This is a genomic window from Streptomyces sp. NBC_00289 (assembly GCF_041435115.1).
Classification (GTDB): Bacteria; Actinomycetota; Actinomycetes; order Streptomycetales; family Streptomycetaceae; genus Streptomyces.
In genome coordinates this window covers 3,947,657-3,968,247 of sequence record NZ_CP108046.1, presented here as the reverse complement: position 1 = coordinate 3,968,247, position 20,591 = coordinate 3,947,657, and the positions used below count along the sequence as shown (strand labels likewise).

13 protein-coding genes are annotated in these 20,591 nt (G+C 72.0%); all 13 read left to right on the top strand.

From position 1 onward, the window contains the following. The first annotated feature begins 2 nt into the window (after window positions 1-2). The 13 genes from OG985_RS17920 (at window position 3) to gntD (ending at window position 20,588) form a co-directional block, all read left to right on the top strand. Complete coding sequence (locus OG985_RS17920; RefSeq protein WP_371669351.1) at window positions 3-950, top strand: TrmB family transcriptional regulator; 948 nt, start codon at window positions 3-5, stop codon at window positions 948-950. After that, on the top strand, window positions 947-1,318 hold the full coding sequence (locus OG985_RS17915; protein WP_371669350.1) for a hypothetical protein: 372 nt from the start codon (window positions 947-949) through the stop codon (window positions 1,316-1,318). The genes OG985_RS17920 and OG985_RS17915 overlap by 4 nt, the downstream gene beginning before the upstream one ends. A gap of 127 nt (window positions 1,319-1,445) precedes the next feature. Next, a complete protein-coding gene (locus OG985_RS17910) occupies window positions 1,446-3,287 on the top strand; it encodes an amino acid adenylation domain-containing protein (protein ID WP_371669349.1) in 1,842 nt (613 codons plus the stop codon). 11 nt (window positions 3,288-3,298) lie between these two features. Further along, window positions 3,299-4,243 carry a chlorinating enzyme gene (locus tag OG985_RS17905; RefSeq protein WP_371669348.1) on the top strand — a complete coding sequence of 315 codons (945 nt, stop codon included), beginning with the start codon at window positions 3,299-3,301 and terminating at the stop codon, window positions 4,241-4,243. A 1-nt stretch (window position 4,244) separates the two neighbouring features. Next, window positions 4,245-5,552: an alpha/beta fold hydrolase gene (locus tag OG985_RS17900; protein ID WP_371669347.1), complete on the top strand. Its 1,308-nt coding sequence runs from the start codon at window positions 4,245-4,247 to the stop codon at window positions 5,550-5,552. Then, a complete protein-coding gene (locus OG985_RS17895) occupies window positions 5,549-6,301 on the top strand; it encodes an SDR family oxidoreductase (RefSeq protein ID WP_371669346.1) in 753 nt (250 codons plus the stop codon). The genes OG985_RS17900 and OG985_RS17895 overlap by 4 nt, the downstream gene beginning before the upstream one ends. Before the next feature lie 91 nt (window positions 6,302-6,392). Next, on the top strand, window positions 6,393-7,472 hold the full coding sequence (locus OG985_RS17890; protein WP_371669345.1) for an alpha/beta fold hydrolase: 1,080 nt from the start codon (window positions 6,393-6,395) through the stop codon (window positions 7,470-7,472). 4 nt (window positions 7,473-7,476) lie between these two features. Beyond that, window positions 7,477-7,728: an MbtH family protein gene (locus OG985_RS17885; RefSeq protein ID WP_371669344.1), complete on the top strand. Its 252-nt coding sequence runs from the start codon at window positions 7,477-7,479 to the stop codon at window positions 7,726-7,728. Further along, window positions 7,725-16,157, top strand: a complete 8,433-nt coding sequence (locus OG985_RS17880) for an amino acid adenylation domain-containing protein (protein ID WP_371669343.1) — start codon at window positions 7,725-7,727, stop codon at window positions 16,155-16,157. The genes OG985_RS17885 and OG985_RS17880 overlap by 4 nt, the downstream gene beginning before the upstream one ends. Beyond that, complete coding sequence (locus tag OG985_RS17875; RefSeq protein ID WP_371669342.1) at window positions 16,154-17,443, top strand: MFS transporter; 1,290 nt, start codon at window positions 16,154-16,156, stop codon at window positions 17,441-17,443. The genes OG985_RS17880 and OG985_RS17875 overlap by 4 nt, the downstream gene beginning before the upstream one ends. Then, window positions 17,440-18,120, top strand: coding sequence for a YqcI/YcgG family protein (locus tag OG985_RS17870; RefSeq protein WP_371669341.1), 681 nt, complete (start codon window positions 17,440-17,442; stop codon window positions 18,118-18,120). Before OG985_RS17875 ends, OG985_RS17870 begins: the two co-directional genes overlap by 4 nt. Window positions 18,121-18,151: 31 nt before the next feature. Then, window positions 18,152-19,348, top strand: coding sequence for a ribosome small subunit-dependent GTPase A (gene rsgA / locus OG985_RS17865; RefSeq protein WP_371669340.1), 1,197 nt, complete (start codon window positions 18,152-18,154; stop codon window positions 19,346-19,348). A gap of 217 nt (window positions 19,349-19,565) precedes the next feature. Beyond that, entirely contained in the window at window positions 19,566-20,588 is a 1,023-nt protein-coding gene (gntD, locus tag OG985_RS17860) for a guanitoxin biosynthesis L-enduracididine beta-hydroxylase GntD (RefSeq protein ID WP_371669339.1), read from the top strand. The last annotated feature ends 3 nt before the right edge of the window (window positions 20,589-20,591 follow it).

The window sequence follows — 20,591 nt, the reverse complement described above, 5'->3', positions numbered from 1 at the left end:
GTGTGGACGTGTACCGGCTGGTGATCGCCGAACCGGGCTGGGGAGCGACCGAGATCGCCCAGAAGCTGGGCCTCACGGAGCCGGAGACGCGGTCCGCGCTCGACCGGCTGGCCCGGCTCTCCATGCTGTACTGCGCGGGCGGCGCCGCCGATGTCGCCGCCATCAGCCCCGAGGTGGGCCTCGCCGCCCACATCCGGCGGCGCGAGGCGGAGATCCTGGGCCAGCAACGCGAGCTGGCCGCGATCGAGGCGTACACCGCCGAACTCACCGCGGTCTACGGGGCCCAGCGGGCCCGCCACGGCAACCAGGGCATGGAACTCCTGGAAGGGGTCAACGAGGTCCGGGCGTACCTGTCCGAGGTGGTCCGCAACGCCCGCGGCGAACTCCGGGCGTTCCTGCCCGGCGGCGCGCAGAGCCCCGAGGCACTGGAGGCGAGCCGCCCGCTGGACGAGTGGACTCTGCTCGCCGGGGTGCGGCTGCGAACCGTCTACCTGGACAGCGTCCGCAACGACCGGGCGACCACCGAGTACGCGCACTGGCTCGCCGAACTCGGCGGCGAGATACGCACGGTCCCCTCGCTGCCGCTGCGCATGCTGATCGCCGACCGGTCGACCGCGTTGCTGCCGCTCGACCCGGAGGACAGCCGGGCGGGCGCGGTGGTGCTGCGCGCTCCGGGGGTGATCGACGCCCTGCTCGCGCTGTTCGACCTGGTCTGGGAGGAGGCGGCGCCCCTGGGGGCGGTGCGGCAGCAGTCGACGGGGCGGCCGTCGCAGCAGGAACTGGAGCTGCTGCGGCTGCTCGAACGCGGGCTGACCGACGAGGTCGCCGGACGCAAGCTGGGCCTCTCGCTGCGGACCACCCGGCGCATGATGTCCGGGATCTGCTCCCGCCTGGGCGCCCGCAGCCGGTTCGAGGTGGGTGTCCTCGCGGAACGCGCGGGGTGGTTGTGAGCACCGGCGAGCGGGCGGTCGGGGCCATGGCGCCGAAACGCCCTGTGCGGGAATGTCGCGCGGCGGCGGACGCGGCGCTGTCCGGCACCTTGGCCGCGATGCGTTTCGTCGAGCCGACGGAGAACGCGTTCGCCATCGAGAACCCGTTCGGTGGGGAACCGTCGGATATGGTTCCGCGCGTTTCCGCCGGTCGTGCGGAACGCGTATGCGTGTCGCCTTCACCGAAATCGGCCGCGGTCCCGCGCGAATTCCGGGCGTCCGGCCGGGTTTTCGTGCCGGCACGTCGGACGGTTTCGTTCACTGGACACTTGGCGCCATTGCAGCTTGATGCCAGGAGCCGTCCCTTGAAGGGAAACGAGCACGCCTGAGACCTTTTCGGGGAAGGTCGGGTGGAACTGCGTTCCCAACTCCCGTTTCCATGTCGTGAACCATTACCGGAAAGGGTCCATGCTCGTGAATCCTGGCGCGATTTCCAGCGAATTCCCGAATCGGCAGGTGCCGCTCGACGAATCGCTCACCCTGCACGAGAACTTCGAGCGCGTCGCCCGGCGGTACCCGGAGTCCGTGGCGGTCACCGACCACCGCGGAAACCTCACCTACCGGGAACTCGACGCCCGGGCCGGGCGGCTCGCCGCCGTCCTGCGCGCGGCCGGTGCGGGCCGCGACCAGCGGGTGGGCCTGTGCGTCGAGCGCGGCCGGGACCTGATCGTGGGCATCCTCGGCATCCTCAAGGCGGGCGCGGGCTATGTCCCCGTGGACCCGGCCTATCCGGCCGAGCGCCGCGACTTCGTCTTCGGCCAGTGCGACTCGGGCCTGGTCGTGACCGGTGCGGACACCGCGGAGCTGGTCAACGGGCGGCGGGTCGTCCGCGTCGACTCCGAACCCGAAGAGGGCGTCGAGGAGTTGGCGCAGGCCACGGACGCCGACGGTCTCGCGTATGTGATCTTCACATCCGGTTCCTCGGGAGCCCCCAAGGGCGTGCAGATCGAACACCGCAACGTGGTCCGGCTGTTCACCTCCACCAGCGAGGTCTTCGGCTTCGACCAGACCGACGTGTGGGCCGGCTTCCACTCGGCCGCCTTCGACTTCTCCGTCTGGGAGATCTGGGGCGCGCTGCTCCACGGCGGCCGCCTGGTCGTCGTCCACCGGGACACCGCCCGCGACCCGCGCGGCCTCCACGAACTGCTGCGTCGTGAGCGCGTCACCGTCCTCAACCAGACCCCGTCCGCCTTCCGTAACTTCATCAACGCCGACGCCGAGGCCGGTGCCTCTTCCGCCGAACTCGCCCTGCGCTACGTCGTGTTCGGTGGCGAGAAACTGGACCACCGGATGCTCGCCCCGTGGGCGGAACGCCATGGCCTGGACAGCCCCGCGCTGATCAACATGTACGGGATCACCGAGACCACCGTCCATGTCACCTGGCGGCGGATCGAGGAGGCGGACCTCGCCGGAGAGGGACTCAGCCCGATCGGCGTTCCCCTCTCCGACCTGCGCCTCGACATCGTCGGCGAGGACGGCAAGTCCCTGCCGCCCGGTGAGGAGGGCATCCTTCACGTCGCCGGCGCCGGGCTCGCCCGGGGCTACCTCGGCCACCCGGAGCTGACCGCCGAGCGCTTCTTCGAGCGCACCGCCGCCGACGGCACCACCGAGCGCTGGTACAACTCCGGTGACCTGGGCGTGCAGGTGCGCCCCGGCGAGTACGCCTACGTCGGCCGCGCCGACCGTCAGCTGAAGATCCGTGGTTACCGGATCGAGCCCGGCGAGATCGAGGCCCGGCTCAGGAGGCATCCGGCGGTCCGGGACGCCGTCGTCACCGCGGCCGACTTCGGCGGCGGCGACCCCCGCCTCGTCGCCTACCCGGTGACCGACGCCGACCCGGACACCCTCGCCGCCGAGCTGCGTGCCGACGTGGCCCAGGCGCTGCCGTACTACATGGCTCCGTCGATGTACCTGTGCATCGAGGAGATACCGGTCACCGTCAACGGCAAACTCGACCAGTCCGTCCTCGGCAAGCTGCTCGACGCCCGCCTCGCGGAGACCCGCCACACCCGCGACGCGACGAGCGCCGGCACGGCCGTCGGCGCCACCGGCTCGGACGGTGCCTCGGTCGAGGAGGAGCTGCGGGCGATCTGGTCCGAGGTCCTCGGCGTGGAGGGGGTCAAGGACACCGACGAGTTCTTCGACCTCGGCGGCACCTCCTTCTCGCTCATCCACATGCTGCAGATCGTCAACAAGAGGTTCCGGCTCTCGCTCAACATCTCGACGCTCAGCAAGGGCGCCAACATCGGCGTCCTCAGCGCCGCCGTCAACCGCCGGCTCGCCACCGCTTCCCGCTAGGAGCTTCCAGGATGACCACCACCCTGCCCGAGACGAGTCAGTCGTTCGCGCTTTCCGAGGAGGAGCTCCGGCGTTTCCACCAGCAGGGCTTCATCGGCCCGTTCACCCTCTACGAGCCCGAGGAGATGCGGGAGATCTGGCGCGGCACCCGCCTCGAACTGCTCGACCGCACGGACGCCGTCTACCCCGCGGAGGACGCCGTCTCCGGCGCCACCAACATCGCCAACTACGACCGGCACCTGGACAACGACTTCCTCGCCTCGCACATCGGCCGCCGCGAGATCGTCGACCGGGTGGCGAGCATCCTCGGCCCGGACGTCGCCTGCTGGCGCACCGAGTTCTTCCCCAAGCACCCGGGCGACGAGGGCACCGACTGGCACCAGGCGGACACCTTCGCCAACGCCTCCGGCAAGCCGCAGATCCTGTGGCCCGAGGACTCCGACTTCGGCGGCACCATCACCGTCTGGTCCGCCTTCACCGAGGCGACCCCGGAGAACGGCTGCCTCCAGTTCATCCCCGGCACCCACCAGACGATGTTCTACGACGAGACCAAGAAGATGCACTACGACCCCGACAAGATCAACGCGGTCGACAAGGAGGGCATCCCCCGCGGCTTCTTCGGCTACGACTACCGCGAGCTCCAGAAGGACCCGGACTGGACGCCGGACGAGGACGCGGCCGTCGCCCAGATCATGCGGCCGGGCCAGTTCATCATCTTCTGGTCGACCCTGATGCACGCCTCCTACCCGCACCTCGGCCGGACCAACGACATGCGGATGGGCTTCGCGTCCCGCTATGTCCCCTCCACCGTCCACGTCTACCCGGACAGCGACCACATCGAGGAGTACGGCGGCCGGATCAGCCTGGAGAAGTACGGCAGCGTCCTGGTCAACGGCGTCAACCACCGGCCCGACAACCGCATGGTCACCGAGACCACCCGCGGGAAGAAGTTCTGAGGTGGCCGGCGCCGAGAGCACAGGCGGTGACACCCGGCTCGGGCCGGAGGCACTGGCCCCGCTGCTGACCGCCCTCGACCTGGCTCAGCCGCTGCTGACCGCGGCCGACGCGACCCTGCGGGTGTTCCCCGTCGACGAGGCCGAGGCCGACACGTTCGACGCGCGGGCCGTGGACCGGTGCAACGAGGTGCTGGCCCGTCTCGGCGCCGCCCACCGGCTCACCGTGCCCCGCTTCGTGGCGCCCGCGCCGGAGAGCCCGTCCGGCCTGGAGGTCGCCCTCAGCAACCTCTGCGACCTGGAACTCGGTTCCTGGCGGCCGCTCGCGGACAGCGCGGGTGAGCTGCCGGGGCCGGGGACGGGCGACACCACGGGACCGGTGCGGTCCGTGCGCTCGGGCAGCGCCGCCCTGCCGGACAGCCACCGCGTGACACCCCACGGGCTGCCCCCGTTCGAGAGCTTCGCGGCCGGGGACCCCGGTGACGAGGCGATCGTCCTGGTGCCGCCCTGCGGAGTACCGGCCGGACTCTTCGCCCCCTGGCTCGACCGCCTGTCCGCCCGCCACCGGGTCATCACCTACGAGAACCCCTATCTCTTCGGGGACTGGGCGTCCCTGCCCACTCCCCGGGGCGACTTCGCCGAGGAGATCGCGCAGCTCGTCGCCGTCGTCGAGGAGTACGGACCGGGGCGCGTGCATCTGGTCGGCATCTGCGGCGGGGCGCCCGTGGCCCTGGCGGCGGCCGCTCGCCTGGGCGATCGGGTCGGCTCGTCGACCATGCTCCACCCGGATCTCAACTTCGGCCCCGGCGTCACCCGCACCCCGTTCCAGACCCAGTTCCAGGGACTGCTCGCCGGTGCGGGCAGCAGCCCGGCGCGGGCCCGCGAGGTCCTCACCATGTTCCTCGACCCGAACATGCTCTTCGGCGTACCGACCCGCCTGGCCCCCTTCGTGCTCTACCCGTACGGGGACCTCGAACTCTTCCACCGCTACGCGAGGCTGAACGACGCGCTGATGGCCTACGACGCCAACGAGGCGGCACGCCGGGCCGGTTCACGCACGCTGATCGTCACCAGCCGCACGGACCGGATGACCCACCCGGACACCGCCCGGCACCTGCACGAGCTGGTAGCGGGCAGCACCCTGGAGGTACGGCCGACCGGCAGCCATCACGACATCCTCGCCCCGGACGACGAGATGTTCACCCTGATCCAGGCCTTCATCGACGAGGCGACCCACCGGAGCGGATCCGCCCCGGACCCGCGCCCCGCGTCCGCCCCGGCTCCGGCCCTGGCCGCCGGGAGCCCGCCGTGAGTCCGCCGACGGCCGATCCGCCGGCCGAACGCGTCGTCGTGGTCACGCACGCGACGCTCTACGCCGGACCGGGCGCCGTCGCCGCGCTGGCCGCCGCGGGATTCACCGTTGTCTGCCAGGACGAGACCTTCGGCGACGAGGAGAACCGGGCGAAGTTCGAGGCCGGTCACGAGTGCGTGGTGGCCTGTCCGTCCAAGACGCCCGCCGGCGCGGTGACCTGGGCGATCCGGCGGTACGGCCGCCTGGACGCGGTGATCAGCAACGACGTCTACCCCGGCAAGTACCTCCCGGTGGAGCAGGCGGACGTGACCGAGCTGCGGGCCGCCGCCGAGGCGCTCCTGGTGGCCCCGGTCGCCGTGGTCGCGAAGGCGGCCGCCCAGATGAAGCGCCAGGGCCACGGGCGCATCGTCCTGGTCACCTCGGCGGCCCCCGTCCGGCCCGAGCCGGGCTTCTCCTACTACAGCTCGCTGCGCGCCGCGGCCTCCGCGTTCGCGCGCGCGGCGGCCCGTGAACTGGCCGCGCACTACGTCACGGTGAACGCCGTCGCCCCCAACTTCCTGGAGAGCGAGACCTACTACCCCGAGGAGGCCTGGGGCGACGAGGACGGAAAGGAGAGGCTGCGTGGCCTGCTGCCGATCGGACGTCTCGGTACCGCCCGCGAGATCGGCAACCTGATCGTCTTTCTCACCTCCGGCCGGGCCGACTTCGTGACCGGCGAGGTCGTCGGGTTCACCGGCGGCTGGGCCTGACCGTGCGCGCCGCGGTGACCGCCACCGCATCCGTACCGCTCCTGTCGCCGAGCTCGTCGGCGCCCGACACGACACGAAAGGAACTCGCGCTGTGAGTACGCGGCAGACGCCCCTCCTGGAACCGGTGACCACCTCGGAGCCGAGCCTGGTGCAGCAGATCCTGCTGGACATCTGGCGCACCACGCTCGACCGAGACGTCACCGTCACCGACGACTTCTTCGAGAGCGGCGGCGCCTCGCTGCTCGCCCTCGTCACCATCGAGCAGATCAACCAGCGTCTCGGCTGGAGTCTCAACATGGGCGACCTGCTGCGGTTCCGCACCATCGAGGGACTGACCTCGAACAAGGCACAGCCCCAGGCCGCCAACGGCGAACGCGCCGTCATCCGGATGAGCAACCAGGGCTCGCGCACCCCGATCGTCTTCCTGCACCCCGGTACCGGCATGGTCGACGGCTACGCCCGCCTGGTCCGCCTGATGGGCGCCGACCGCGGCTGCTACGGCCTCCAGTCGCCGCTGCTCATGACCGGCGGAAACCGAGCCGTGCCCGACACGATGGAGGGCATCGCGGAGCTCTACGCCGACCTGCTGGAGGACGAGTTCGGCGAGGACGAGTTCCACCTGGTCGGCTCCTGCGCCGGCGGGGCGATCGCCCTGGAGCTGGTCAGGCTGGCCGAGGAGCGGGGACTCGGGCTGCGCCGTACCGTCGTCATCGACGGCTACCTGGACGTGCGCTCCACCGGCGAACCCGACCCCCAGGAGCTCCTCGCCCAGTACCGCGACGACATCATCCGCCTCTCCGGAACCTCCGGCGTCTTCCAGGAGGTCAAGCCCGACGACCTCGACGAGCACACCGCGATCCGTGACGTGTCGGCGGCGATCTTCGGCGCCGCCAAGGCCGACGACCGGGCCGCCAACGCCTTCGCCCGGCGGATCTACGAGGCGTACCGCCTCATCGCCCGCGCCCTCACCGTGTACCGCCCCGAGCCCGTCGACGCCGACCTGCTGATGCTGCTCGCCAAGGACAACTTCACGCTGGGCGACTGGCGTTCGGTGGTGCGCGGCGAACTCACCGCCGAGGTCATGGACTCCGACTCGTACGGCATGAACCTGTGCCTCACCGACGCGGAGACCCTCGTGGCCCGCATCGAAGACTTCCTGGGCGAGGAGTGACGTCATGAGCGGGAGCAGCAGCACCAATCCGTTCGAGGACGAGTCGGCCGTGTACCGCGTCCTGGTCAACGCCGAGGGCCAGTACTCGCTCTGGCCCGAGTTCGCCGCCGTACCCGCGGGCTGGGACACCGCTCACGGCCCCGACACGCGGGCCGCCTGCGTGGCCCACGTCGAGGAGCGCTGGACCGCCCTGGCCCCGGCCGGGGACTCCGCGGCCCCCGCGGAACCGGCACGGGAGAAGGTCCGCGTCTCATGACCGTTCAGCTGGAACACACCCGGAACGACACCGGCGACGACACCGGCTCGTCGGCCCCCTGGCCGGGCGGCCTCGTCGCGCGTTTCGAGGAGCAGGCCGCCCACAGCCCCGACGCCCCGGCCCTGGTCTCGGGGGAGGTCACGCTCACCTACCGGGAGGTGAACGACCGCGCCAACCGGATCGCGCACCGGCTCATCGACCTGGGCATCGGCTCCGGGGACACCGTCGCGGTGGCGGTGCCGCCCTCGCCGGCGCTGGTGTGCGGGCTGCTCGGCACCCTCAAGTCCGGCGCCTCGTACCTGCCCCTCGACCCGGCGTACCCGGCCGACCGGCTCGCCTACATGGTCGCCGACGCGGGCCCCCGGATCCTGGTCGCCACCCCGGAGGCCGACGCGGCCCTCGACGGACTGGGCGGCTCGCTGCCCCGGCTTCACCTGTCGGAGACGGGAGCCGGCGAGCCGTCCGGACAGGAGCCGTCCGCGGGCCCCGCCCCCACCGACCCGGTGGGTCGCCGCACGGGCCTCGACCAGGCGGCGTACACGATCTACACCTCGGGCTCGACGGGCCGCCCCAAGGGTGTCGTCGTCACCCACCGCTCCCTGGCGAACTTCCTGGCCTTCATGGCGTCGCTCCACGAGGTCGGACCCGGTGACGTGGTGCTGTCCACCACCCCGGTCTCCTTCGACATCGCGGGGCTCGAACTCCATCTGCCGCTCGCCGTCGGGGCGTTGCTCCACCTGGTACCGCGTGACGTGACCGTGGACGGGGTCGCGCTGCGCCGACGGCTCGCCGCCGCGCGCCCCACGCTGGTCCAGGGCACCCCGGCCCTGTGGCAGTTGCTGCGCGAGGCCGGCTGGGATCCACGCGAGATGCCCGCCGGAACCCGGCTGCTCTGCGGCGGTGAGGCGCTGCCCCAGGACCTGGCCGACTTCCTCTCCGCCGACGGGCACGCCGAGGTGTGGAACCTCTACGGGCCCACCGAGACCACGATCTGGTCGCTGCTCGCCCCGGTGCGGGCCGGTGAACCGGTCACCATCGGAACACCCCTGTGGAACACGGGCGTGCACATCCTCGACGAACGTCTCACGCCCGTGCCCCCGGGCGAGAGCGGCGAGTTGTACCTGTCCGGAGAGGGGCTGGCCCGCGGCTACCACCGCAGGCCCGCGCTCACCGCCGAGCGGTTCGTCGCCTGCCCGTTCGGCGCCCCGGGCGGCCGGATGTACCGGACGGGTGACGTCGTACGGCAACGCGCCGACGACGCCCTGGAGTTCGTCGGCCGGGTGGACGAGCAGGTGAAGATCCGCGGCTACCGGGTCGAACTCGGTGAGATCGAGGAGGCGTTGCGCCGGCTCCCCGAGGTGGCACAGGCCCGCGTGGTGGCCCGGGAGGAGACGCCGGGCACGCCGCACCTCGCCGGATACGTGGTGCCGGCCTCCGGACACTCGCCCGAACCCGCCGCACTGCGGGCCGCGTTGGGCGACTGGCTGCCCGCGTACATGGTCCCGGCCGGCATCGCCGTGCTCGACCGCTTCCCGCTCACCCCCGCGGGGAAGATCGACCGGAAGGCTCTTCCGCCGCTGGACTTCACCCGTTCCCGGACGTCCGGACGCGCCCCGGAGACCGAGCACGAGCGGGCCCTCGCCGCGCTCTTCGGCGACGTACTGGGCACCGACGGGGTGGGCGCCGACGACAGTTTCTTCGACCTCGGCGGCAACTCGCTGCTCGCCACCCGCCTGGTGTCCCGCATCCGCGCCGAGCTCGGGGCCGAACTCCCCATCCGCGCCGTGTTCGAGGACCGTACGGCAGCCGCCCTGGCCCTCCGCCTGGCCGGCGCCGACCAGGCACGCCCCGCCCCGCGCCGGATGGAACGCGGCCCGCGCGTCCCCCTGTCCTACGCCCAACAGCGCCTGTGGTTCCTGCACCGCCTGGAGGGCCCCAGCGCCACCTACAACCTGCCCGTCGCGGTCCGTCTGACCGGCGCGCCGGATCTGGCGGCGCTCCGCGCGGCCGCGCGCCACCTGGTCGCCCGGCACGAGAGCCTGCGGACGTACTTCGCCGACGGACCAGGGGGCGCGGAGCAGGTCGTGGTACCCGCCGACGAGGCGGTCGTCGACCTCACCGTCCACGACCTGAGCCCCGAGGCGCTGCCCGCCGCCCTCGACCGCGCCGCGGGCCACCTCTTCGACCTGGCCGCGGAGATCCCCGCCCGTTTCGACCTGTTCCGAACCGGTGAGCGCGAGCACGTCCTGCTGCTCTGCATCCACCACATCGCCAGCGACGGCTGGTCCCTGGCCCCCCTGGTCCGCGACCTGTGCGACGCCTACGCCGCCCACCTCGACCCGGACGCCGAGGGCCCCGGCACCCCCGCCCCGAACGTGGGCTACGTCGACTACACGCTCTGGCAGCGGGAGGTCCTCGGCTCCCCGGACGACCCGGACAGCCCCATGTCCCGGCAGCTCGCCTACTGGCGGGACCGGCTCGCCGGCGCGCCCGAGCTCCTCGACCTGCCCACCGACCGGCCCCGCCCGGCGGAGGCCACCTACCGTGGCGACGTGGTGCCCTTCGAGGTGCCGGCCGGGCTCACCGACCGTCTGCTCGACCTCGCCCGGCGGGAGCGGGTCAGCCTCTTCATGGTCCTGCAGGCCGCCGCGGCCACGCTGCTGACCAAGCTCGGCGCGGGCACCGACATCCCGCTGGGCAGTCCGCTGGCCGGGCGGGCCGACAGCGCCTTCGACGACCTCGTCGGCTTCTTCGTCAACACCCTGGTGCTGCGGACCGACACCTCGGGCAACCCGTCCTTCACCGACCTGCTGGCCCGCGTCAACGCCTCCAACCTCGCCGCCTACGACCACCAGGACCTGCCCTTCGAGTACCTCGTGGAGGCGCTCAACCCGGCCCGTACCACCAGCCACCACCCCCTGTTCCAGGTGATGCTGGTGCTGCAGAACAACGTGGCCCCCGACTGGCGCCTGCCGGGTCTCACCGCCGAGCACGAGACGGTGCCCACCCACACCGCCAAGTTCGACCTGACCTTCGAGCTGACCGAGCGTTTCGACGAGGCTGGACGGCCCGACGGGCTGCGCGGCGAGGTCGAGTACGCCGTCGACCTGTTCGACCGTTCCACCGCCGCCGCGTTCGCCGAGCGGCTGCTCCGCGTCCTCGAGGCGGTCGCCGACGACCCGGGCAGGTCCCTGGAGTCCGTCGACGTCCTCGGCGAGCAGGAGCGCGAGCGGATCCTGCGCGGCTGGAACGACACCGCCCTGGACCTGCCCGACGCGGCCTACCCCGACCTGCTCGCCGCGCAGGTCGCCCGCACCCCCGACGCCGTCGCCCTGGTCCACGAGGACACCGAGCTCAGCTTCGCCGAACTGGACCGGCGCTCCAGCCGTATCGCCCACTGGCTGATCGCCCGGGGAGTGGGCCGGGACGACGTGGTCGGGCTCTCGCTGCGCCGCTCCCCGGAGCTGCTCTGCGCGCTGCTCGGCATCCTCAAGGCCGGCGGCGTCTACCTGCCGCTCGACCCGGACTACCCGCCGGAGCGGCTCGGCTTCATGGTCGAGGACACCCGCCCGGCCCTCCTGCTCACCACCCGTGAGGTCGCCGACCGGCTCCCGGCGGGCGCCCGCGAGATCCCGCGGCTGGAGTTCGACGACCCGGCCGCCCTGGCCGAGTGCGACCGGATGCCCGGCACGGCTCCCACGGACGCCGACCGGCGCGTCCCGCTCCGCCTCGACGACCTCGCCTACGTCATCTACACCTCCGGCTCGACCGGCCGCCCCAAGGGCGTCGCCGTCACCCACCGGGGCATCCCCAACCTGGCCCGCGGCTACCTCGACCGCTTCCGCCTCGACGGAACGTCGCGCTTCCTGCAGTTCTCCTCGATCAACTTCGACCCGACGTTCTGCGAGATGTGCTGCACCCTGCTCGCCGGGGCGACGGTGATCCTCACCTCCCCCGACGAACTGCTCTCCCCGGACCGGCAGCGCGCGCTCACCGCTCGCCACCGCCCCACCCACATCACCTTCTCGCCGACCGTCCTCGGCGGGATGGCCGAGGACGCCCTCGCCGGCTGCGGCAACCTGATGGTCGCCGGTGAGGCCTGCCCGCCCGCACTGGCCGCCAAGTGGTCGCGGGGCCGCCGCATGATCAACGCGTACGGGCCGACGGAGTCCACCGTCGACGCCCTGTACTGGGAGTGCGGAAGCGCGGGCGACGGCTACGAGGAGGATTCGGTCCCGGTGGGCCGTCCGCTGCCCAACACCCGCGTCTACCTCTTGGACCGGGCACTGCGGCCGGTGGCGCCCGGCGTCGTCGGCGAGCTCTACCTCAGCGGCGTCGGACTGGCCCGCGGCTACCTCAACCGGCCGGGGCTGACCGCGGAGCGTTTCGTGGCCTGCCCGTTCGGGCCCGAGGGGTCCCGGATGTACCGCACCGGCGACCTCGCCCGGTGGCGGCCCGACGGCGTCGTCGACTTCGTGGGACGCGCCGACGACCAGGTGAAGATCCGGGGCATGCGCGTCGAACCGGGCGAGATCGAGGCGGTCCTCGACGCCCACACGAGCGTCGCCCAGTCGGTGGTGGTGGTCCGCGAGGACACCCCGGGCCACCAGCAGCTCATCGGTTACGTGGTGCCCGACGCGGCCGCGGGCGACGGGGACCGCGCGGACGACTTCGAGCACGTCGACAAGTGGCAGGAGATCCACGAACAGGGCTACAGCGACCAGGAGGACCTGGGCGGCGAGCAGGACTTCACCGGCTGGAACAGCAGTTACGACAACGAGCCCATCCCTCTCGACCACATGCGGGAGTGGCAGGCCGCGACGGTCGACCGCATCCTGGAGCTCCGGCCCCGCCGGGTGCTGGAGATCGGCGTCGGGTCCGGGCTGATCCTCTACCGGGTCGCCCCGCACGTGGACGCGTACACCGGCGTCGACTTCTCGCCCTCACTGATCCAGACCCTCGGCGCGGGAGTCGAACGCACGGAGTTGCGTGACCGGGTGACCCTGCACAGCCTGGCGGCCCACGAGGTGGGCGAACTGGCCGGGCAACGCTTCGACACGATCGTCGTCAACTCGGTGGCGCAGTACTTCCCCAGCGTCCGCTACCTCCTCGACGTACTCCGCGCGGCCATGGACCTCCTGGAGCCCGGCGGCCGTGTCTTCCTCGGCGACATCCGCAACCTCCGTCTGCTGCGCACCTTCCTGACCGCGATCACCCTGCACGACGGCGCCCACGCCGGCGAGACCCTCGCCGCGGTCGAGGACATGGTGTCCCGTCTCGACGACCTGGAGAGCGAACTCCTCCTCGATCCGGCCTTCTTCGCCCGGATCGCCGAGGAGGTCCCGGGCGTGGCGGGCGTCGACATCCGGCTCAAGCGCGGCCGCCTGAGCAACGAACTGACCGACTACCGTTACGAGGTGGTGCTGCACAAGCAGGGGGCTCGGCCGCTGTCGCTGGCCGGGACGCGCGAGGTCGCGTGGCCCGCCACGGACGGGCTCGACGGGCTGCGCGCCCGACTCGCCGAGGAGAGGCCGCGGACCCTGCGTGTCACCGGCATCCTCAACCGGCGCGTGGCCGCCGAGGTGGCCGTCGACCGGCGAGTGGCCTCGGGGGCGGCGACGCTCGTACGAGACCTGACCGACGGGGAGTCCGGGCGCCCCGGCGTCTGCCCGGAGGACCTCGCCCGGTTCGGCGCCGAGCTGGGTTACACGGTGCACGCCACCTGGGCCGGCGGACCGGGGGAGCAGGACCGCTTCGACGCGCTGTTCCTCGCCCCGGAGGCGGCGGCGCGGGCGGAACGAGCGGGACTGACGGACGTGTTCGTCGCCCCGGCCGCCGCCGCGAAGCCGTCGGAAGCCGGCCTCTCCCTGCACCGGCTGGGCAACGATCCCCAGGCTGTGGATCACGCCCGCAGACTGGGGCAGGAGCTGCGCCGGCACGCGGCCCAGCGGCTGCCGGACCACATGGTGCCCGCGGCCGTCGTCGTCCTCGACCGGCTGCCGCTCACCCCCAACGGCAAGCTCGACACCCGTAGCCTGCCCGCTCCGGACTTCACCTCGCGGGCCGTACGCCTGCCCCGCACCCCGCAGGAGGTCACGCTCGCCCGGCTGTTCGCCGAGGTGCTCGGCCTCGACGCGGTCGGTGTGGACGACCGCTTCTTCGACCTCGGTGGCGACAGCATCCGTTCCATCCAGCTCGTCAGCCGGGCCCGCGCGGAAGGCCTCCTGATCAGCCCGCGTGACGTGTTCCGCGACCAGACGGTCGAGGCGCTCGTCGCCCGCGCCGCCGAGACGGCCGACGCACACGACCCGGCCGCCGTGGCCGCCACCGAACTGGACGACTGGCTCAAGATCCTGGAGACCCCCGACCCGGCGTACCCGCCGCTCGTCGACGGCGAGCGGCCGGACGGCGAGCCGTGGCAGGTCTGCGACCGCACCGTCACCGGCGCACTCGCCGGAGCACTGACCGGAGATCTCCCGGCGATGTTCCGCTGCGGCCCCGAGCACATCGCGCTCGCCGCGCTCGCGCCCGCGCTCGTCGAGTGGCGCCGTGCCCGGGTCGCCGACGTCAGGTCGGCGCTGCGGATCGACATCGCCACCGGCGCGCCGCACAGCGCGTACCCGGTACGACTCACCCCGGGGCTCGCCGACCTCGACAAGGCGCTGGACGACCCGAAGTCGCTGGCCCGTGCGGTCAAGCGGGTCAAGGAGCAGATCCGCACGGTGCCGGCCGCCGGCGTCAACTACCCCGCTCTGCGTGCCGGTTCCGACACGGGCCCGCACCTCGCCCGGTACCCCGGCTCCCAGACCCGCTTCCGTTTCCTGCCACCGGAGTACGTCGAGAGCGCCGACGACGACGGGAGCGGGACCGACGGTCACGCCCTGCGTGTCGACGTCCGCCCCACCGCCGACGGCGCGTCCGTGGCCGTCCGCTGGCACGGGGACCCGGCGCTGTTCCGCGCGGCGGACGTCGCCGCCCTCGCCGACCGCTGGACGGAGGTGCTGTCCGGCCTCCACGGCCTCCTCGGCCACCCGGAACTCGGCGGCCTCACGCCCTCGGACGTGGGCCTCGTCGCCCTCAAGCAGTCCGCGCTGAACGCCCTCGAGGCCGACTATCCCGGCCTGACGGACGTCCTCCCTCTCGCCCCCCTCCAGCAGGGCCTCGTCCTGCACTCGGGCGGCATCCTGGAAGGGCCGGACCCGTACCAGGGCCAGACCCTCTTCGACCTGGACGGGCCGCTGGACGCGGAACGCCTGCGGGAGGCGGCGCACACCCTGCTCATGCGGCACGACAACCTCCGCGCCGGCTTCGTCCACCGCGGCCTGGAGACACCCGTGCAGGTGGTCGGGGACCGAGTGGAGGTGCCGTGGCGGGTGCACGACCTGTCCGCGCTGACGCCCGCCCGGCAGGAGGCGCGGGAGGCGGCCGTCCTCGCCGAGGACGCGGCACTCCGCTTCGACCTCACGCGGCCGCCGCTGCTGCGCTTCTCGCTCCTGCGGTACTCCGCCACCCGGCACCGGCTGCTCGTCGCCGACCACCACGTCCTGCTCGACGGCTGGTCCACCCCCCTGCTCTGGGAGGAACTGTTCGCCCTCTACCGGGGCGAGGAGCCCGGCCCCGTCACCCCCTTCCGGGAGTACCTGGCCTGGCTGGCGAGGCAGGACCGGGCGGCGGCGGCGGACGCCTGGCGCGCCTACCTGGCCGACGTCCCGGTCCCGACCAGGGCCGGCGACGCCGAACCGGAGCCCGGTGTGCTGCCGCGCACCACCGGCGTCCTGCTCTCCGAAGAGCTCACCGCCTCGCTGGTCGCCGCCGCCGCCAGGAACCAGGTCACCCTGAACACCGCGCTGCAGACCGCCTGGGGCATCCTCGTCGGCCGCCTCACCGGCCGCGACGACGTGCTGTTCGGCACGAGCGTCTCGGAGCGCCCGGCGGAGATATCCGGCATCGAGAACATGGTCGGCCTGCTGATCAACACCGTGCCGCTGCGGGTGCGCCGGGTTCCCGGCGAGCCGGTCCGGGCGACCCTGGCGCGGGTGCAGGAGGAGCAGCTGGAGATGTTCCCGCACCGGCACCTGGGCCTCGGCGAGGTGCAGCGGCTGGTGGGTGCCGGCGAACTCTTCGACACGTACTACGTCTTCCAGAACTACCCGGACGCCCCGGACCAGGGCGGCCGGGCCGCGGAGCCGGACGCGCTGCGGGTGACCGAGCGCACGCAGAGCGCCAAGGGCGTCTCGCACTACCCGCTGGGCATCACCGTGATGCCGGGCGAGCGGATCGAGATCATCTTCGGCCACCATCCCGGGCTGTTCGACGACACCAGGATCGAGGACATCAAGAAGTCCTTCGTGGACATCGTCGAGACGGTCGCGGCCGTCGGTCCCGACACCACAGCCACCAACTCACCCCCACCGAAGGGCCGTTCATGAAAGACCTGCTGACGATGGTCCGAGGCCTGCCGCCCGCGGTGCGGATCCTGCTGCTCTGTGCCACGGCCCGGTCGCTGAGCTTCTTCGCCGTCCTCGCCTACATGCCCATCTTCCTCCACGGCCCGGTCGGCATGAGCGGCGCGACCATCGGCTACGTCCTGGGCGCCTCGCTGCTGGTGGGCACCGTCGCCAGCGTCTACGGCGGCTATCTCGCCGACCGGTTCGTCAAGGTCGACCTGATGATCGCGCTGGACGGCGTGCTCGTCCTGGTCTATCTCGCGCTGCCGGCGATCCACGACCCGCTCGCGGTCCTGGCCGTGCTCCTGGTGGCGAACACCGCCTCCTCCTCCATGGGGGTCACCGCAAACGCGCTGCTCGCCGACCTGGTGCCCTCGGAGCAGCGGGCGAAGGTGTTCTCGCTGCGGTACTCGCTGCAGAACATCGGCGCCGCCGTCGGCCCCTTCCTCGGCGTCGCGTCCGTCGCCGTGAGCGGCGGCGGGCCGTTCCTGCTCGCGGCGGGCATCATCGTGGCCGCACTTGTGCCGCTGATCGTCTTCCACCGCCACTTCGTGGCCTCCCCGGCGGCCGGAACGGCCACCGAAGCCGTGGCGGCGAAGGAGTCCGGGGAAGAAGCGGACTCGGAGGAGGCGCTCAACTTCCGTGAGGTGCTGCGGGTGATGCGGGCCGACCGCGCGCTCGCCTGGTTCACCCTGGGCGGCATCTTCAGCATCGTGGTCTACGGGCCGCTGCTGACCTTCATGTCGCAGTACCTGGTCATGGTGGAGGACCGGGACACGGCCTACCGGCTCGTCGCCTACATCTCGGCGGCCAACGCGGTCGTGGTGATCTCCACCCAGTACCTCGTGGGCAGCAGGCTCAAGGACAGCACCCTGATGCGATGGCTGACCTGGGGCACCGCGGCGTTCGTGGTCGGCCTGCTCGCCATGTCGTTCTCGACCCAGGCCGCGCTGCTGGTCGCCGCCGTCGCGCTGTTCACGCTCGGCGAGGTGATCGTGGTGCCGGCCGAGTACATGTTCATCGACTCGATCGCGCCGAGCCGACTGCGCGGCAGCTACTTCGGAGCCCAGAACCTCGTGCACGTCGGGGTGGCGATCGGGCCCGTCCTGTGCGGATTCCTGCTCCAGCACTTCGCACCGGCGGTCATGTTCTACAGCCTCGTCGGCGTCGTGATCGCCGGCTGGTGGTTCTACGTCATCGGCTGCCGGGCCGCGGCCTCGACCGCGCTCGTCAAAGGGAACACAGGGAAGGTCGTGAGTGAGGTATGAGTTTCGAGGAGATCGCCGAGCGCACGTACTGCCCGTTCGCGAGGACGTCGAAACTGGGCCCGCCCGTCACCGTCACCGGCCTCGAATTCGAGAAGGAACTGCACCGGCACAGGGACACCATCGCCGAATTCTTCAGCACCGCCCGGGACAATTCCTACGACGGCATGGTCATCACCTTCGAGGACCCCGCGGCCGGAGCCACCCTCGACGCCCTGGTCGATCTGACCCGCCGCTTCTACACGACGCTCGCGGAGCTCTACCCCAGCGTCTATCTCCAGGACGACCCCGACCCCGACGAGACCTGGTACGCGATGATCGGGGGAGAGCAGTTCTTCGTGGTCTCCTTCGCGCCCTGCTACCCGGCCGACTCGCCGCGCCACACCTACGGCGACCGGCGCACCCACGTCCTGCTCCAGCCGGCCAGCACCTTCGAGCGGAACGCGGCCGCCATCGACCGGCGCCGGGAACGCATCCACCGCGCCTTCACCGCGGTCGGCAAGCCGTACGACGCGCGCCTGGCCAACGTGCAGAACGACATGTTCAAGTCGGTCATGCCCATCGACCCGATCGACCAGCACATCCCTTGGTGGGACGAGTCGTGGAAGGACCGGCGGCAGGACCACGGCAGGGCGCAGGATGTGAAGGACGCGGCCGACGCGCCGAGCCCGGCCGCCTGAACCGCCCCGACAGCTCCAGGGAGCAACCCCGTTGACCAGTGACACCCCGGCCCCGGACCTCACCCCGGACCCGGCAGCCCATCCGCTCGCGGCCTACGGCTGGGACGCGGACTGGGCCGCCGTGTTCGCCCCGTACGAGAGCGAGGGACTGATCCCGGGGCGGGTCGCGCGGGTGGACCGGGGCCGGTGCGAGGTCGTCGTGGCGGCCGGTGCCGTGGGCGCCCCCGGCACGGACGGCGCCGCCGACGCGGCCACCGCGGACCCCTCCGGCGGCGCCGTCACCGTGCGGGCCGACACCCGGCCGGCACGCACCGGCGGCGACCCCGACGCCGTGGTGTGCACCGGCGACTGGGCCGCCGTCGACCCGGGCGCGGGCAGCGGACCCGTGGTGCGGGCGTTACTCCCGCGCCGCACCCGATTCCTGCGCTCCACGCCGTCGGCCCGGTCCGAGGGGCAGGTGCTCGCGGCCAACATCGACCAGGCCGTCGTGGTCGTCTCGCTCGCCGTCGAACTCGATCTCGGGCGCCTGGAACGATTCCTGTCCCTGGCCTGGTCCAGCGGCTCCCAGCCGCTGGTCGCGCTCACCAAGACGGACCTGGTGCCGGACAGCACCCACCTGGTGGCCGACGTCCGGGCGGCGGCACCCGGCGCCCGGGTGCTGCCGGTCAGCGCCGTCACCGGCAACGGGATCGACGCGCTCGCCGCGGAACTCGCCGGTGGCACCGCCGCGTTGCTCGGTCAGTCGGGTGTCGGCAAGTCGACGCTGGTCAACGCACTGCTCGGCGCCGAGGTGCAGGCCCGTGGCGAGGTGCGCGGCAGCGACGGCAAGGGCCGGCACACCACGACCGCCCGAGAGCTGCTGCCGCTGCCCGGCGGCGGGCTGATCGTCGACACCCCGGGCCTGCGCGGCGTCGGCCTCTGGGAGGCCGACAGCGGCCTGTCCCAGGTGTTCGCCGAGATCGAGGAGTTGGCGGTCCGATGCCGCTTCCACGACTGCGAGCACCACGCCGAGCCGGGCTGCGCCGTACTGGCCGCGGTGGCCGACGGAACACTCTCGCACCGCCGCTTCGAGAGCTACCGCAAGCTGCTCAGGGAGAGCGCCTGGATCGCCTCCCGCACGGACGCCCGGCTCCGGGCCGAACTGTCCCGCGAGTGGCGCCGCCGGGAGGCGGCAGGCCGGGAGATGTACGAGCGCAAGCGCGGCGGCGGCCACCGCAAGGCATTCTGAACGGCCGGCAGAGGCCGCGGAATTGGCCACTTGAAGCCACGGCACTTTGGTGCCGGGTGGAATGCCTTGAGACCAGGTCCGGACACTGACACATTATTTCTCGTAAGCCGGAAAAGAAAATCGGCGGAACGTCGCGAAGGAAACCGACGGCAATCCGCTCCGGAAAAGAGAACTGTGTCCATCGAAATGTTCCCTTCGGTCGGAGAGGGCGTTTTTCATGTCCGAATACCCTGGCGTGCTCACCTATGACCTGTCTCTCGAAGAGACCGCTCGGCTGGATGAAGTGATCGCCGAACTGTCGGAGGCCGGCTGCGATCCCGGAGAACCGGAGTTCCACGACACGGCCTGGGAGGTCGTGTCGCGACTGCCGATCGGGCTGCGCCGTTTCGTGGAGGACTTCCGGCGCGAGGACCCGGCCGCAGCCTTCCTGGTACGCGGTTTCCCGGTCGACGACGCCGCGGTCGGCCCGACACCGGGCACCTGGGCCGCCGCCGCGGCCTCGGGCCGTGCGCGCCGGGAGCAGCTCTTCCTGGCGCTGGTCGCCAAGTGCCTGGGCGAGGTGTTCAGTTGGCCCACTCTGCAGGCCGGCCGGATGATCCACCACGTGCTGCCGATCGCCGGCGACGAGCGTGAGCAGAGCGGCCACGGCAGCGACGTCCTCCTGGAGTGGCACACCGAGGACGGCTTTCATCCCGCCCGCTGCGACTACCTGGCCCTCTTCGGGGTCCGCAACCACGACCGGGTGCCGACGACACTCGCCTCCCTGCGTGACGTGCAGATGTCCGACGAGAGCCGACAGGTGCTGTCCGAGCCGCGCTTCTACATCTTTCCCGACGACGAACACCTGCGGCAGCTCGCCGCCCACCAGCCCGACCACCCGGGCCTGCTGCGGATGCGCGCCATGCGGGAGACGCCTGAGCCGGTCGCCGTGCTCTTCGGCGCGGCCGACTCGCCCTACCTGCGTATCGACCCGTTCTTCATGCGCTGCGTCGAGGGCGACAGCGTCGCCGAACAGGTCCTGAAGGAACTGGTGGTGGAGCTGGAACGGGTCCAGCAGGACGTCGTCGTCGACGCGGGCACCCTGCTCGTCGTCGACAACTACCTCGCCGTGCACGGCCGTCGGGCCTTCAACGCCCGCTACGACGGGACGGACCGCTGGCTGCAGAAGGCCATCGTCACCCGCGACCTGCGCAAGTCCCGAGCCACCCGCGACTCGGCCGCCGGCCGGGTCGTGGTGTGAGGC